Below are 15,345 nucleotides of genomic sequence, written 5' to 3' on the forward strand. Positions count from 1 at the left end.
ACTAAGTAGTACAAAAAGTACAACTAGGAGACACGATGTCAAACGTAATCTTGGAAACAAGAAATTTGACCAAGGAATTCAAGGGTTTCACCGCTGTGAGCGAAGTGAACCTGAAGGTAGAGCGGGGCCATATCCACGCCTTGATCGGTCCGAACGGCGCCGGCAAGACCACGTGTTTTAACTTGCTCACCAAATTCCTGGTCCCCACTTCCGGACAGATCCTGTTCAATGGGAAAGATATCACGGCCGCCAAACCGGCCCAGATCGCGCGCATGGGCGTGATCCGTTCCTTCCAGATTTCCGCCGTCTTCCCGCATCTCTCCGTGCTGCAAAATGTGCGCATCGGCTTGCAGCGCCAGCTCGGCACCTCGTTCCACTTTTGGCAAAGCGAACGGGCATTGAACCAGCTCAACGACCGCGCCATGGCCTTGCTGGCTGAAGTCGACCTGACGGAGTTTGCCGACACCATCACGGTCGACATGCCCTACGGGCGCAAGCGGGCGCTGGAAATTGCCACCACCCTGGCGATGGAACCGGAAATGATGCTGCTCGACGAACCGACGCAGGGCATGGGCCACGAAGACGTGCACCGCGTGACGGAGCTGATTAAAAAAGTGTCGGCTGGCCGCACGATTTTGATGGTGGAACACAATATGAGCGTGGTTTCCGGCATCTGCGACAAGATTTCCGTCCTGCAGCGCGGCGCCATGCTGGCCGAAGGCAGTTACGCGGAAGTGTCGCGCAATCCGCAAGTGATGGAAGCGTACATGGGCACCACCCACGCCGAACTGGAAGGGGCACATTGATGACCGTTAGTAACAAGGCACCCGCACTGGAAATCGCACAGCTGCACACCTGGTATGGCGAGTCGCACATCCTGCACGACGTGAACCTGAAAGTGGAGCAGGGCGAAGTGGTGACTTTGCTGGGCCGCAACGGCGCCGGCCGCACCACCACCTTGCGCGCCATCATGGGCTTGACGGGCGCGCGCACGGGCTCCATCAAAGTCAACGGCGTTGAAGCGATAGGTTTGGCCACGCACAAAATCGCCCACCTGGGCATCGGGTATTGTCCGGAAGAGCGCGGCATTTTTTCCTCGCTGTCGACCGAGGAAAACCTGCTGCTGCCGCCGACCCTGGCCAGCGGCGAGAAGGGCATGTCGGTGGAGGAAATCTACGCCATGTTCCCGAACTTGCAGGAACGCCGCCACAGCCAAGGCACGCGCCTGTCGGGTGGCGAGCAGCAGATGCTGGCCGTGGCGCGCATCCTGCGCACGGGCGCGCGTTTGCTGCTGCTCGACGAAATTTCCGAAGGCCTGGCGCCCGTCATCGTGCAAGGGCTGGCGCGCATGATCACCACCCTGAAAGCGAAGGGTTACACCATCGTCATGGTGGAACAGAATTTCCGGTTTGCCGCGCCGCTGGCGGACCGGTTTTATGTGATGGAGCACGGTCAGATCGTCGAGACTTTTGCTGCATCCGAACTGGAGGCCAAGATGCCGGTACTGACCGAGCTGCTTGGCGTGTAGTCCCCATGTAGTCTGTTGTACTCGTCATCGTCCAGCAATCGACTGAATAGCAAACAATAATCCCAACGGAGACACTATGAAACGTAACGCTATCGCCATTGCCACCGCCACCCTGTGCGCATTGGGCTTGTCCGCCGCTGCGCATGCCCAGGTATCGGGCGACACCATCAAGATCGGTTTTATTTCCGACATGTCGGGCGTGTATTCCGACGTCGACGGCCTCGGCGGCGCGGAAGCCATCAAGATGGCGATCGCCGATGCTGGCGTCGTACTGGCCGGCAAGAAGGTGGAATTCATTTCCGCCGACCATCAAAACAAGGCTGACATCGCCGCCTCGAAAGCGCGCGAATGGTTCGACCAGCAGGGCGTCGACATGCTGATCGGCGGCACCAATTCCGGCGCCAGCCTGGCCATGGCCAAGGTCGCGGCGGAAAAGAAAAAAATCTTCATCGCCATCGGCGCCGGCTCCTCGCGCCTGACGAATGAAGAGTGCACGCCGTACACCGTGCATTACGCCTATGACACGGTGGCGTTGGCGCGCGGCACGGGCGGCACCATCGTCAAGCAGGGCGGCAAAAACTGGTATTTCATGACGGCAGATTATGCGTTCGGCCACTCGCTGGAAAAAGACACGGCCGAGGTCGTCAAGGCGGCCGGCGGCAAAGTGCTGGGCAGCGTCAAGCATCCGCTGGGCGCCTCGGACTTCTCTTCCTTCCTGCTGCAGGCGCAATCGTCCAAGCCGCAAATCCTCGGCCTGGCCAATGCCGGCGGCGACGCCATCAACAGCATCAAGGCGGCCAACGAGTTCGGTTTGACGAAGTCCATGAAGTTGGCCGGCTTGCTGATCTTCATCAATGACATCCATTCGCTGGGCTTGAACCTGACGCAGGGCATGTACCTGACGGATGGCTGGTACTGGGACTTGAATCCTGAAACGCGCGCCTGGTCGAAACGCTATTTCGCCAAGATGAAGAAAGAGCCGTCGATGCTGCAGGCGGCCGATTATTCGGCGGCGGCGAATTACCTGAAAGCCGTCAAGGCGATCGGTACGGATGACACCGAGAAGGTCATGGCCTACCTGAAAAAGACCAAGATCAACGACATGTTCACCCAGAATGGCGAAGTGCGTCCCGATGGCCGCATGGTGCACGATATGTATTTGATGGAAGTGAAGAAACCGTCCGAGTCGAAATATCCATGGGATTACTACAAGGTGGTCGCCACCGTGCCCGGCGCACAGGCGTATGTGACCAAGGCTGAATCGAAGTGTTCGCTGTGGAAGTAACGCTGTAGCAACATCCACAGAGTGCCCGCCTGCGCGCGGGCGCTCTGTCCTGCACGCTTTGCCCGCAGGGTACGCCTTGCGCCGCCGCACCCGTTTGCGGCGGCGCGTTTCCCTTGATACCACACCGTCGTCCGGCGGTGCTTTTTATACTGTGATGCCATGGAAATTTTCGGCGTTCCAATACAAGCGATGATGAGCCAGCTGCTGCTGGGTCTCGTCAACGGCTCGTTCTATGCCATGTTGTCCCTCGGTCTGGCCGTCATCTTCGGCTTGCTTAACGTTATTAATTTCTCGCACGGCGCCATGTACATGATGGGCGCCTTCCTGGCCTGGATGGGCCTCAGCTATTTCGACATCAGTTACTGGGCCATGCTGGTCATCGCCCCGATCCTTGTCGGCCTGGTCGGCATCCTGATTGAAAAGACCATGCTGCGCTGGCTGTATAAACTCGACCACCTGTATGGCTTGCTGCTGACCTTCGGCATCACCCTGATCATGGAAGGCGTGTTTCGCTCCTTCTATGGCGTCTCGGGCCAGCCGTATGCCGTGCCCGAAGCGCTGGCCGGCGCGACGGACCTCGGTTTCATGATCCTGCCGAACTACCGCGCCTGGGTGGTGATCGCCTCGCTCACCGTCTGCCTGGCGACCTGGTTCGTCATCGAAAAAACCAAGCTCGGCGCCTACCTGCGGGCCGGCACGGAGAACCCGAAACTGGTGGAAGCGTTCGGCATCAACGTGCCGCTGATGGTCACCCTGACGTTCGGCTTCGGCGTGGCCCTGGCCGGTTTCGCCGGCGTGCTGGCGGCGCCCATCATCCAGGTCTCGCCGCTGATGGGCTCGAACCTGATCATCGTCGTGTTCGCCGTGGTGGTGATCGGCGGCATGGGTTCCATCATGGGTTCCATCCTGACGGGCCTGGGCCTGGGCGTGATCGAGGGCCTGACCCGCGTGTTCTACCCGGAAGGCTCGGCCACCGTGGTGTTCGTGGTGATGGTCATCGTGCTGCTGCTGCGTCCCGCCGGCCTGTTCGGCAAAGAAAAGTAATCCTCATCAGTCATGTATTGGAGCTACCACGATGAATAAAAATGTAGGCTACGCCATTGCCTTGCTGCTGGCGTTGGCGGCCCCGTTTTACGGCTATCCCGTCTTCCTGATGAAGTTGCTGTGCTTTGCCCTGTTTGCCTGCGCTTTCAACTTGCTGATTGGCTACACGGGCTTGCTCTCGTTCGGCCATGCGGCGTTTTTTGGCGGCGCCGGCTATGTCACCGGCTACGCGCTGCGCACCTGGGGCTGGCCAACGGAACTGGGCTTGCTGGCCGGCGTCGCCACGGGCGCCTTGCTGGGCCTGGTGATCGGCGGCCTGGCGATCCGCCGCCAGGGCATCTACTTTACGATGATCACCCTGGCGCTGGCGCAGATGGTGTACTTCCTGGCCTTGCGCCTGCCGTTCACGGGCGGCGAGGATGGCTTGCAGGGTGTTCCACGTGGAACCTTGCTGGGTACGATAGACCTGGGCAATGACACGGTGTTGTACTACGTCGTGCTGGCCATCTTCGTGGCCGGCTTCGCCCTGATCGTGCGCACCATCCACTCGCCGTTCGGCCAGGTGCTCAAGGCCATCAAGGAAAACGAACCGCGCGCCATCTCGCTCGGCTATGACGTCAACAAGTACAAGCTGATGGCCATCGTCCTGTCCGCCTCCTTGGCCGCGCTGGCCGGCGCCACCAAGACCCTTGTGCTGGGCTTTGAAACCCTCACCGATGTCTACTGGGGCATGTCGGGCCTGGTCGTGCTGATGACACTGGTCGGTGGCATGGGCACTTTGTCCGGTCCCATCCTTGGCGCCGTCTTGATCATCGCGCTGGAAAACAAGCTGGGCGATGTCGGTACCTATCTGGCCACGCACACGGGCATCGAGTGGTTCGGCACCCTGGGTGAATCGGTGGGCATGGTGACCGGCGTGATCTTCGTCATCTGCGTGCTGATGTTCCGGCGCGGCATCGTCGGCGAAGCCATCGCGCGCTTCGGCGGCAGGCCAGCCAAAGCCGCGGTCTGATTTTCAAGCAACGCCGGACGAATCGTCCGGCGTTTTTCATTGTGCGTCCACTGTTACCTTAACGGAGAGAACCACCATGCAAACGACGATCACGCGCGCGGGCACTGGCGCAAGCCTGTGCACCTTGCTGGCATTGGCAGCCTGCGGCAGCAACCATGCGCCGGAAGAATTGAACCAGATGCCCGGCTACCTGGGCACCATCACGCGCGCCGACTACGACGGCAAGACGAACGACTTACTCACGGCCGGCCTGGGCAAGACGGGGCTGGCGGGAGCAACTCCCGCGTATGCGAACGTGGAACAGCCGACGCCGCTCGAACTGCGCCGCAATGCCATCTACGCCAATTACCGCGCCGTGCTCGACATTGCCGCCAACAGCGGCTACGGCACCTTGTACGGACCGAACGTGGATGCGTCCGGGAACGTGGGCACGGGCGAGGGCCTGGTCGCGGGCAGCGAATACATCGCCTATGCCGACGATGGCACGGGCAAGAAGAACGTCACCTTGATGGTGCAGGTGCCGGCCAGCTTCGACCCCGACCATGCCTGCATCGTCACGGGCACGTCGAGCGGCTCGCGCGGCATCTACGGCGCCATCGGCAGCTCGGGCGAATGGGGCTTGAAAAAAGGCTGCGCCGTGGCGTATGCGGACAAGGGTTCCGGCACGGGCTTGTACGTGTTCGAGGACGACAGCGTCAACCTGCAGAACGGTCTGCGCGCGGGCAGGGTGGCCGCCGGCAAGAACGCGCTCTTCGCGCCGGACTTGAGCGACGCCGAGCGGCTGGCCTGGGCGGGCAGCAATCCGAACCGCATCGCCTTCAAGCATGCGCACTCGCAGCAAAATCCCGAGAAGGATTGGGGCAAGGTCACCTTGCAGGCCGTCGAGATGGCGTATTACGTGTTGAACGAGCGCTACGGCGTGCTGGCCCGCGATGGCAGTTCGCGCGTCGTGCGCCTGACGCCAAAGAACACCATCACGATTGCCTCGAGCATTTCCAACGGCGCCGGCTCGGCCTTGCTGGCGGCGGAACAGGATAGCAAGGGTTTGATCGGCGGCGTGGCGGTCAGCGAGCCGCAAATCCAGCCGGCGGCGTCGAGCGCCTACACTGTGCGCCAGGGCGGGGCGGTGGTCGCCAATCCCGGCCGCGCGCTGTTCGACTACGCCACTTATGCGGCCTTGTATCAGCCGTGCATCGCCTCCGTGGCCGGCAATGCGGGACGCTGCACGGCGCTGGTGGCCAAGGGGCTATTGAACGGTGCCGACCTGGCGGCGCAGCAGGCGGACGCGAAGCAGCGCTTGCGCGCGTATGGCTGGCTGGTCGATTCCGATCCGCTGCAGGCAGCGCACGCGGGCACGAACATACTGGTGGCCGTCACGTATGCATATGCCTACGGGAAATTCTCTGTGGCCGATAAAGTGTGCGGTTTCACGTTTGCGCAGACGGATGGCAGCGGCAATCCGATCGCGTTCACGTCGGCGCAAAAGGCGGCCAGCTTTGCCGCGCAAAACGGTATTCTTGGCAATGTCGTGTACGAGAACAGCGTGGGCGGCGCCAGGGTGTACACGGCCGGCGTGTCGCCGTCAAACAGCCTGGCGGACCAGTCGCTCGATGGCTTCCTGTGCCTGCGCAGCCTGGCGACGGGGCGCGACACCGTCAGCGACGCCAACTTGCAGGGGACATTGGCTGCGCAAAGCGTGCGCGTGCGGGCAGGCATGGCCGAGGTCGCGGCCACCGGCAAATTGAACGGCAAGCCGGCCATCATCGTGCACGGCCGCAGCGACACCCTGATTCCCGTCAATCACGCCTCGCGCGCCTATGTCGGGCTGAACGCCGCCGTGGAAGGGAACAGCCAGCTGCGCTATATCGAGGTGACCAATGCCAACCACTTCGATTCCTTCAGCAGCGCCTTGCCGACCCTGATCGTGCCGCTGCACGTGTACCTGAACCGGGCGTTAGATGCCATGTATGCGCACTTGCATGCCAAGCAAGCCTTGCCGCCATCGCAGGTAGTGCGCACGGTGACGCGTGCCGATGCGTCGACCCTGATCACGAATGTCAACGTGCCGGCGATTGCGGCAACGCCGGCACCTGGCAATGTCATCAGCGTGACGGGGACTGTCGTCGATATTCCCAACTAGGCTGTCTCGCCTGTGGACGCTGCGGCCACGTTTCACGTGGCCGTTTTTATGCCCAGGCCGTATCCGGGATATCGCCCAGTCCCTGGAAGACGGGCTTGGAAAACCAGTAGCCCTGCATCAGCGAAATGCCGCAGCCGGAAAGAAAATCGCGCTCGGCGCGCGTCTCGATGCCTTCGGCCAGCACGCGGATGCCGAGCTCACGGCACAGGCTGGCGATGGCCCGCACGATGGCCTGGCGCGGTGCGTGCGTATCGATGTCGCGCACCAGGTCCATGTCTATCTTGATGATGTCGGGCTGGTATTCGGCCAGCAGATTCAAACCCGCATAGCCGGCGCCGAAATCATCGATGGCCGTTTGGAAACCGAAGCGCCTGTAGGCGCGGAAGATCTCGACCAGATGGGGACGGTCTTGTACCCGTTCGCCTTCCGTCACTTCAAAGATGATTTTATCGGTAGGGAAATGATGCAGCCTGGCCGCTTCCAGGGTGCTGCGGATGCACACTTCGGGACGGTAGACGGCGTTGGGCAGGAAGTTGATCGACAGATATCCCTGCATGCCCAGCCTGGCGGCGCCGGCCACGGCCTTGACGCGGCAAGCCTGGTCGAAGCGGTAGCGGTTGGCGTCGTTCACTTGCGCCAGCACGCTGGCCGCGCTTTCGCCGTTGGGGCCGCGCACCAGCGCCTCGTGCGCATAGATGCTGCGCGTGGCGAGGTCAACGATGGGTTGATACGCATACTCGAAGGCAAACGGCAGCGGCGTGCCGTCATGGCAGCCGGCACAGGCACCGTGCGGAAAGCTGGTGCTGTCAGGATGAATGGGGATGTCGGGAGGTGTCATGGCGGCAGTGTAGCAGGGTGGGGGAACTGGCTGCGTTTGCTGGCTCACAGTGCGGCCGCATAGATGGCGCGCGCGTCGCTGCGCGTGACGGGACGGGGATTGTTGCCCAGTAAACGCGTCTGCAGCATGGCTTCATCGGCCAGCCTGTCCAGGTCGCTGGCCGCGATGCCCACGTCGCGCAGGGTGCGCGCGATACCGGTGGCCAGGGCGATCTCCTGCATCGTATCGATCAAGGCCACGGCGCGCGCCTCCTCGCTGCCCGCGATGCCGGGCTGCAGGATGGTGGCCAGTTGCGCATACAAGGGCGCCGCGTGGGACAAATTGAAACGGAGCACGTGCGGCAGTACCAGCGCGTTCGACAAGCCATGTGGCACGTGGAACAGTCCACCGATGGGATAGGCGAGCGCGTGCACGGCGGCCACGGGCGCATTGGCAAACGCCTGGCCGGCCAGCATGGCACCGAGCAGCATGGCCTGGCGCGCCGGCAAGTTGCTGCCATCGCGGCAGGCGGTGACCAGGTTGCTCGACAGCAGCGACAGCGCCTGGGTGGCCAGCATGTCGGACAAAGGGTTTTTCTGCAGGAGGCTGGTGTACGCTTCGATCGCATGCACCATGGCGTCGATGCCGGTGGCGGCCGTCACGGCGGGCGGCAAGCCCAGGGTCAGGCTGGCGTCGAGGATGGCCAGGTCCGCATACAGTTGCGGCGCGACCACGCCCATCTTGCTGGTGGCGCCCGTGGTGACGATGGCGATGTGTGTCACTTCCGAGCCCGTGCCAGCCGTGGTCGGCAATTGCACCAGGGGCAAGCGCTGGCCATGGACGTTGCCGATGCCATACAGTTGCGCCAGTTCCTGGTGGCCCGGCGCCAGCACGGCGATCAGCTTGGCCACGTCCAGCGAGCTGCCGCCACCGAGGCCGATAATCAGTTCCACGTGAAACATCTGCGCCTGGGCCACGCCGGCCAGCACGATGGCTTCGGGCGGATCGGCTTGCACCTCGGAAAAGACGTGGACTTCGATGCCGGCGGCTTGCAAGCTGTGCAGGGAGGCGTCGGCCAGACCCGTGCGCAAAACGCCTGCGTCCGTAACGAGCAGGGCGCGGCGCACGGTGGGGAAGTGATGGGCGATGTGTACGCCCAGCTGGGCGGCGGCGCCCGCTTCGACGATCAGGTGCGGCACGGTGCGGAACTGGAAGGCGGACATGCGGACTCCTGACGATAAGGACAGAAGCCAAGCTTACTCCGCTTTCCCACCCCGCGCCTGTTTCACGTGAAACCAGAAGCGGGGGTTATTCCCACTCCAGCGCGCCTTTCTTCCACTCATAGATTAGTCCGATGGTCAGCACGGCGAGAAAGCCCATGACGGCCCAGAAACCGGCGAGGCCCAGTTCGTTGACATTGGCCGCCCACGGCATCAGGAAGATCACCTCGATATCGAACAGGATGAAGAGGATGGCGACCAGGTAGAAACGGATGTCGAACTTCATGCGCGCGTCGCCGAACGCCTCGAAGCCGCATTCGTACGGCGACAGTTTTTGCGCATCCGGTTTGTGCGGACCGAGCGTGCGCCCCAGCAGCATGGGCACGATGCCGACGAGGATGCCGATCAGAATGAACAGCAGGACGGGAAAATAGTTTTCGAGCAGCATGTCGATTCCTCTCAGTGACTGGACGACAGTTTCATCAGCACGATGCCGCACACGATGAGGACGGCGGCGCACACGCGCATGGTGTTGACTTGCTCGCCCAGAAAAACGATGCCGACGATAAAGGCGCCGACGGCGCCGATGCCGGTCCAGATCGTATAGGCCGTGCCGAGGGGCAGGGTCCGCATGGCCAGCGACAGCAAGCCGAAGCTGGCGATCATCATGACGATGGTAATGACGGAGGGAGTGAGTCTGGTGAAACCCTCGGAGAGTTTCATCGAGTATGCCCACACGACTTCAAACATGCCGGCAATCAGTAAGAGTATCCAGGCCATGGCGGCTCCTTATACAGAGCGGGCCGTCCCGGTGTGTTCCCATGATGGGGGAGGCCGTCCTCCTGGATGATCGTCCCGCTGGCCACAGGCGTGACCATGGATGCGGACGATGCGGCAATTGTAGCAAACATTCCCGAGCACCGCAGCCGCCTGTCGAAGGTGCGATTCCGGGTCGTTGCGTGTTCCACGTGAAACAAAAATGACCGTCGGCTTGCCACTGCTGAGTAAAAATTAAGCAAAAATTGGCCGTCGCAAGGTTGCGCTTGCAAAAAGACTCTATAATCGGAGCTCTCTTCCCGCATTTTTACTTGCACTGTTACCTATTTATCATGTTATTTCCTACAGAATTCGACGTCATCGTTGTCGGTGGTGGTCACGCCGGTACCGAGGCGGCCCTCGCTTCCGCCCGCATGGGGCAGAAGACGCTATTGCTCACGCATAATATTGAGACACTGGGCCAGATGTCGTGCAACCCTTCCATCGGTGGCATCGGCAAGGGCCACCTGGTTAAGGAAGTCGATGCCATGGGCGGCGCGATGGCGATTGCCACCGACGAGTCCGGCATCCAGTTCCGCATCCTGAACTCTTCGAAAGGCCCGGCAGTTCGCGCCACGCGCGCCCAGGCCGACCGTCTTTTGTACAAGGCCGCCATCCGCACGCGCCTGGAAAACCAGCCTAACCTGTGGCTGTTCCAGCAAGCCGTCGATGACCTGATCGTCGAAGGTGACCGCGTCGTTGGTGCCGTCACGCAGATCGGCCTGAAGTTTCTCGCGCGCGCCGTGGTGCTGACGGCCGGTACTTTCCTCGACGGCAAGATCCACGTGGGCTTGAACAATTATTCGGCTGGCCGCGCCGGCGACCCACCCGCCATTTCGCTGTCGGCCCGTTTGAAGGAATTAAAGCTGCCGCAGGGCCGCTTGAAAACGGGCACGCCGCCGCGCATCGATGGCCGCACGATCGACTTTTCCGTGATGCAAGAACAGCCGGGCGACCTCGATCCCGTGCCCGTATTTTCCGTGATGGGCAACACGTCCATGCACCCGCGCCAGGTGCCGTGCTGGGTCACGCACACGAATAGCCAGACGCACGACATCATCCGCGCCGGCCTCGATCGCAGCCCCATGTACACGGGCGTCATCGAAGGCGTCGGCCCCCGTTATTGCCCCTCGATCGAAGACAAGATCCACCGTTTCTCGGGCAAGGAATCGCACCAGATCTTCCTCGAGCCGGAAGGCTTGACGACGCACGAGTTCTATCCGAACGGCATCTCGACGAGCCTGCCGTTCGACGTGCAGATCGCCCTGGTGCAATCGATGAAGGGCATGGAAAACGCCCACATCCTGCGTCCCGGCTACGCCATCGAATACGATTATTTCGACCCGCGCGGCTTGAAGGCGTCGCTGGAAACGAAGGCCGTCGCCGGCCTGTTCTTCGCTGGCCAGATCAACGGCACCACCGGCTACGAGGAAGCGGCCGCGCAAGGCATGCTGGCGGGCCTGAATGCGGCCTTGCTGACGCAGGACAAGGAAGCCTGGGTGCCGGGCCGCTCCGAGGCTTATCTGGGCGTGCTGGTCGACGATTTGATCACCCAGGGCGTGCAGGAACCGTACCGCATGTTCACCAGCCGCGCCGAGTACCGTTTGAGCCTGCGCGAAGACAATGCCGACATGCGCCTGACGGAAATCGGCCGCGCTTTGGGCTGCGTCGGCGACGCCCAGTGGCAAGCCTTCGAGACCAAGCGCGAAGCGGTGGCGCGCGAACTCGAGCGCCTGCGTTCCACGTGGGTCAATCCGCGCATCCTGGCGGCTGCGGAATCGGAACGCATCGTCGGCCAGGCCATCGAGCGCGAGTATTCGCTGGCGGACTTGCTGCGCCGCCCGAACGTGGCCTACGACACCCTGATGAGCATGACGGGCATGGAAGGCCAGGCCCTGGCCGGCCCCGGCGTGGAGGACCCTGCCGTACGCGAGCAGGTGGAAATCCAGCTCAAATATGCGGGTTACATCGAGCGCCAGAGCAAGGAAATCGAGCGCCACGAACACTATGAAAACCTGGCTTTGCCGGAAGGTTTCAATTACCTGGATATCGGCGCGCTGTCGGTCGAAGTGCGGCAAAAACTTGACAAGCAGCGCCCTGAAACCCTGGGCCAGGCCTCGCGCATTTCCGGCGTGACGCCGGCGGCCATTTCGCTGCTGCTGGTGCACCTGAAAAAGCGCGGCTTCGGTGCAGGTCAGGCCGAAATACAGACCACCACTTTAAAGGACGAGGTTGTTGAATGAAGCAGTTTGACCGGGCCGCATTGGCCCCTATTTTGAATGAAGGCATCGCCGCGCTGGGGCTCGACCTGAGCGCGGATCAGACGGAAAAACTGCTCGATTACCTGGCCTTGCTGGCCAAATGGAACAGCGTGTACAACCTGACGTCGGTGCGCGACCCCCTGCAGATGCTGACCTTGCACGTGCTCGATTCGCTGGCCGCCGTGCCGGCGTTCGCGGATGCCAAGAATGTGCTCGACGTGGGCGCCGGCGGCGGCTTGCCGGGCATGGTTCTGGCCATCGCGCGGCCCGATATTAAAGTGTCGATGATCGACACGGTGCATAAAAAGACGGCATTTTTGACGCAAGTGAAGGCGGAACTGGGCTTGAGCAACGTCACCGTGTACACGAAACGGGTGGAACAGCTGGAAGTGCAGCAGAAATTCGACGTGATCACCTCGCGCGCCTTTGCCGACCTGTCCGACTTCGTCAACTGGTCGAACCACGTACTGGCCGAGGGTGGGCAATTCATCGCCTTGAAAGGGGTGGCACCGCCAGACGAGAGAGAGCGACTGCCGGCGGACTGGCAAGTGACGCAATTACGAGCGATTCAGGTGCCAGGGCTAAATGCAGAGCGTCATCTGGTATTTATAGCAAGAATTTAAAAGCCGAAAAATAAATGATATAAACAATTTATACGGTATAAATTATATAAACCGTATAAACGATTTATATCGTATAAATGAAATAAACAGTATAAATCGTTTCGGCCAGATGCCGGGGCGCACGATGAAGTTTGCATCTCTTTACAACTAGAAGATACATGGCCAAAATTTTTTGTGTAGCAAATCAAAAGGGTGGTGTTGGTAAAACCACAACAAGCGTCAACCTCTCCGCCGGTCTGGCCAAATTGAACCAGCGCGTGCTGCTGGTCGACCTCGACCCGCAGGGCAATGCGACCATGGGCGCCGGCATCAACAAGGCCGGCCTGAAGGCGTCGACCTATGAAGTCATGCTGGGCGAGTCCGATGTCAAAACGGCACGCCAGCGTTCGGAAGCGGGGCGCTTCGATGTCTTGCCATCGAACCGCGAGCTGGCCGGCGCCGAAGTGGAGATGGTCGAACTCGACAACCGCGAACGCCGCCTGAAGGATGCGCTGGCCGAAGTGGACGGCGAATACGATTTCATCCTGGTAGATTGCCCACCGGCATTATCGATGCTGACCCTGAACGGCCTGTGCGCCGCGCATGGCGTGATCATCCCGATGCAGTGCGAGTACTACGCACTGGAAGGCTTGTCCGATCTGGTCAATACCATCAAGAAGGTGCATGCGAACCTGAACCCGGACCTGAAGATCATCGGCTTGCTGCGCGTGATGTTCGATCCGCGCATGACATTATCGCAACAAGTGTCGGCGCAGCTGGAACAGCACTTCGGCGACAAGGTATTCAATACCATCATCCCGCGCAATGTCCGCCTGGCCGAAGCGCCATCGTACGGCCTGCCCGGCGTGACCTTCGACCCCAGCTCGAAAGGTGCCCAGGCGTATATCGCCTTCGGCGCCGAGATGGTCGAACGCATCAAACATATGTAAACAGCAGTATCGGGGTCGGACCCTTTGGGTCTGACCCCGGCTTTAGCGGTTGGGCTGAAAAACTGCCAACCCCAAGAAAAATACTGGGGTCGGACCCGGAGGGTCTGACCCCTTAGTTAGTTAGGACAGCATGGCTACGAAAAAATTAAAAGGACTGGGTCGCGGACTCGACGCCCTGTTGGGCGGCGGCGGTGGCGACTTCGCCAGTGCGGACACGCATCAACCGTCGAACTTGCCCGTGTCGCAAATGCAAGCCGGCAAATACCAGCCGCGCACGCGCATGGACGAGGGGGCCTTGAATGAACTGGCCGCCTCGATCAAGGCGCAAGGGCTGATGCAGCCGATCCTGGTGCGCCCGATCGGGCAAGACACCTTGAGCGGACTTGTTAAATATGAAATTATCGCCGGCGAACGCCGTTTCCGCGCGTCGCAACTGGCCGGTCTGACGGAAGTGCCGGTGCTGGTGCGCGATGTGGACGACCTGGCCGCCGCGGCCATGGCGCTGATCGAGAATATCCAGCGCGAAGACCTCAATCCCCTGGAAGAAGCGCAGGGCATCCATCGCCTGATCGCCGACTTCAGTTTTACGCATGAGCAAGCGGCCACTGCGCTGGGACGTTCGCGCAGCGCCGTGTCGAACCTGTTGCGCCTGATGAACCTGGCCAGTCCCGTGCAAACCATGTTGATGGCCGGCGATATCGACATGGGCCATGCGCGCGCGCTGCTGGCCGTGGATGCGGCCAGCCAGATCACGCTGGCCAATCAGGTCGTGGCCAAGCGCCTGTCCGTGCGCGAAACGGAAAAGCTCGTGACGCGCACGGTCGAGGAAGTGGCTAACCCGGTCGAGCCGCGTCAGAAGGAAAAGTCCGGCGACATCGCGCGCCTGGAAGAAGAGCTGTCCGATGCGCTGGCCACGCCCGTGGTGTTCAAGATGGGCAACAAGGGCCGTGGCCAATTGGTGATTGATTTTGCCGATCTTGACGTGCTCGATGGTTTGTTGACCCGCTTGCGTGGTTAAATAGCAAGCTGCAAAGGCAGGGGACCTGCGGTGTGGACAATCCGGCCATGCTTTCCGGATGGACCACGTGATTCCTTGATAACACGGCTGGAAGCGGCCAGACAAGCGGCTTTGCCATATAGTGGTGCAAAAGGCGGCGAATAGTCGGTAAAGCGTCAGTTTCACGCAGCAATTGCCCTGCTGCGGTGCAGCAACGTTTGACTCTATAGATCAAAGCCAACTATAATCCCGTGTCTTTGCGTGTGTAGATTTTTCTGGGAACTTGGCAATTGAGTGATTCACAACAAAGTATTGCCAAGCCAGTCTACAAAGTAGTTGCATTGCAGCTCGCAATTGCTATCAGCTTTGCCACGGTCACCCTGTTTTTTGGTGGCAATGTCAGAGGCTGGTCCGCCGCATACGGCGGCGCTATCGCAGTCATCGGTAGCCTGGTGTATGCCCTGTTGGTGGTTCGCGGTTCTAGCGACGCCAACAAGGCATTCCGGGCGCATTTGCGCGCAGAAGTGGTGAAAATATTTATCACAGCGGTGCTGTTTATATTGGCACTGGTGTTGTTTCAGTCGGCCGCCTGGTTATGGCTGATCTTGGGTTTCGCGGTGGCAACCTTAGCATACTGGTTTTCATTGCTCGCTGTTTAATCATTGGTTTTGGG

Annotated in this window: 15 protein-coding genes; 11 read left to right on the forward strand and 4 right to left on the reverse strand. The window is 60.9% G+C overall.

Annotated features, from left to right (window positions below):
• Positions 1–35: 35 nt before the first annotated feature.
• The 6 genes from HWE17_RS03630 (at position 36) to HWE17_RS03655 (ending at position 7,009) form a co-directional block, all read left to right on the forward strand.
• Positions 36–806, forward strand: a complete 771-nt coding sequence (locus HWE17_RS03630) for an ABC transporter ATP-binding protein (protein ID WP_035823437.1) — start codon at positions 36–38, stop codon at positions 804–806.
• Positions 806–1,528 (forward strand): ABC transporter ATP-binding protein, encoded by a 723-nt coding sequence (locus HWE17_RS03635; RefSeq protein ID WP_035823439.1) that lies wholly within the window; start codon positions 806–808, stop codon positions 1,526–1,528. Before HWE17_RS03630 ends, HWE17_RS03635 begins: the two co-directional genes overlap by 1 nt.
• A gap of 76 nt (positions 1,529–1,604) precedes the next feature.
• Positions 1,605–2,813 carry an ABC transporter substrate-binding protein gene (locus tag HWE17_RS03640; protein ID WP_176387850.1) on the forward strand — a complete coding sequence of 403 codons (1,209 nt, stop codon included), beginning with the start codon at positions 1,605–1,607 and terminating at the stop codon, positions 2,811–2,813.
• A 159-nt stretch (positions 2,814–2,972) separates the two neighbouring features.
• Entirely contained in the window at positions 2,973–3,857 is an 885-nt protein-coding gene (locus HWE17_RS03645) for a branched-chain amino acid ABC transporter permease (RefSeq protein WP_034783850.1), read from the forward strand.
• Positions 3,858–3,888: 31 nt separating this feature from the next.
• Positions 3,889–4,869, forward strand: a complete 981-nt coding sequence (locus HWE17_RS03650; RefSeq protein ID WP_035823444.1) for a branched-chain amino acid ABC transporter permease — start codon at positions 3,889–3,891, stop codon at positions 4,867–4,869.
• Positions 4,870–4,945: 76 nt separating this feature from the next.
• The gene (locus HWE17_RS03655; protein WP_176387851.1) at positions 4,946–7,009 is read left to right on the forward strand and encodes a 3-hydroxybutyrate oligomer hydrolase family protein; all 2,064 of its coding nucleotides are present in this window, start codon (positions 4,946–4,948) and stop codon (positions 7,007–7,009) included.
• Positions 7,010–7,055: 46 nt separating this feature from the next.
• Here the strand turns inward: HWE17_RS03655 and HWE17_RS03660 are convergent, their stop codons facing one another.
• From HWE17_RS03660 to sugE, 4 genes are all read right to left on the reverse strand, one after another.
• The gene (locus HWE17_RS03660; protein ID WP_217916687.1) at positions 7,056–7,847 is read right to left on the reverse strand and encodes an EAL domain-containing protein; all 792 of its coding nucleotides are present in this window, start codon (positions 7,845–7,847) and stop codon (positions 7,056–7,058) included.
• Positions 7,848–7,891: 44 nt separating this feature from the next.
• Positions 7,892–9,049 (reverse strand): iron-containing alcohol dehydrogenase, encoded by a 1,158-nt coding sequence (locus tag HWE17_RS03665; RefSeq protein WP_176387852.1) that lies wholly within the window; start codon positions 9,047–9,049, stop codon positions 7,892–7,894.
• 85 nt (positions 9,050–9,134) lie between these two features.
• A complete protein-coding gene (locus HWE17_RS03670) occupies positions 9,135–9,494 on the reverse strand; it encodes an NADH-quinone oxidoreductase subunit A (protein ID WP_176387853.1) in 360 nt (119 codons plus the stop codon).
• A gap of 11 nt (positions 9,495–9,505) precedes the next feature.
• On the reverse strand, positions 9,506–9,826 hold the full coding sequence (gene sugE / locus HWE17_RS03675) for a quaternary ammonium compound efflux SMR transporter SugE (RefSeq protein ID WP_035823456.1): 321 nt from the start codon (positions 9,824–9,826) through the stop codon (positions 9,506–9,508).
• A 329-nt stretch (positions 9,827–10,155) separates the two neighbouring features.
• Here sugE and mnmG point away from each other — a divergent pair, with 329 nt between their 5' ends.
• The 5 genes from mnmG (at position 10,156) to HWE17_RS03700 (ending at position 15,331) form a co-directional block, all read left to right on the forward strand.
• Positions 10,156–12,105, forward strand: a complete 1,950-nt coding sequence (mnmG, locus tag HWE17_RS03680) for a tRNA uridine-5-carboxymethylaminomethyl(34) synthesis enzyme MnmG (protein WP_176387854.1) — start codon at positions 10,156–10,158, stop codon at positions 12,103–12,105.
• On the forward strand, positions 12,102–12,746 hold the full coding sequence (rsmG, locus tag HWE17_RS03685; protein ID WP_035823460.1) for a 16S rRNA (guanine(527)-N(7))-methyltransferase RsmG: 645 nt from the start codon (positions 12,102–12,104) through the stop codon (positions 12,744–12,746). The genes mnmG and rsmG overlap by 4 nt, the downstream gene beginning before the upstream one ends.
• 158 nt (positions 12,747–12,904) lie before the next feature.
• Complete coding sequence (locus HWE17_RS03690) at positions 12,905–13,675, forward strand: ParA family protein (protein ID WP_034752687.1); 771 nt, start codon at positions 12,905–12,907, stop codon at positions 13,673–13,675.
• A gap of 130 nt (positions 13,676–13,805) precedes the next feature.
• Positions 13,806–14,693, forward strand: a complete 888-nt coding sequence (locus HWE17_RS03695) for a ParB/RepB/Spo0J family partition protein (RefSeq protein WP_099403832.1) — start codon at positions 13,806–13,808, stop codon at positions 14,691–14,693.
• 269 nt (positions 14,694–14,962) lie between these two features.
• Entirely contained in the window at positions 14,963–15,331 is a 369-nt protein-coding gene (locus HWE17_RS03700) for an ATP synthase subunit I (protein ID WP_035823464.1), read from the forward strand.
• Positions 15,332–15,345: the final 14 nt, after the last annotated feature.

It is taken from the genome of Janthinobacterium sp. BJB401, assembly GCF_013372745.1.
Lineage (GTDB): Bacteria > Pseudomonadota > Gammaproteobacteria > Burkholderiales > Burkholderiaceae_D > Janthinobacterium > Janthinobacterium rivuli.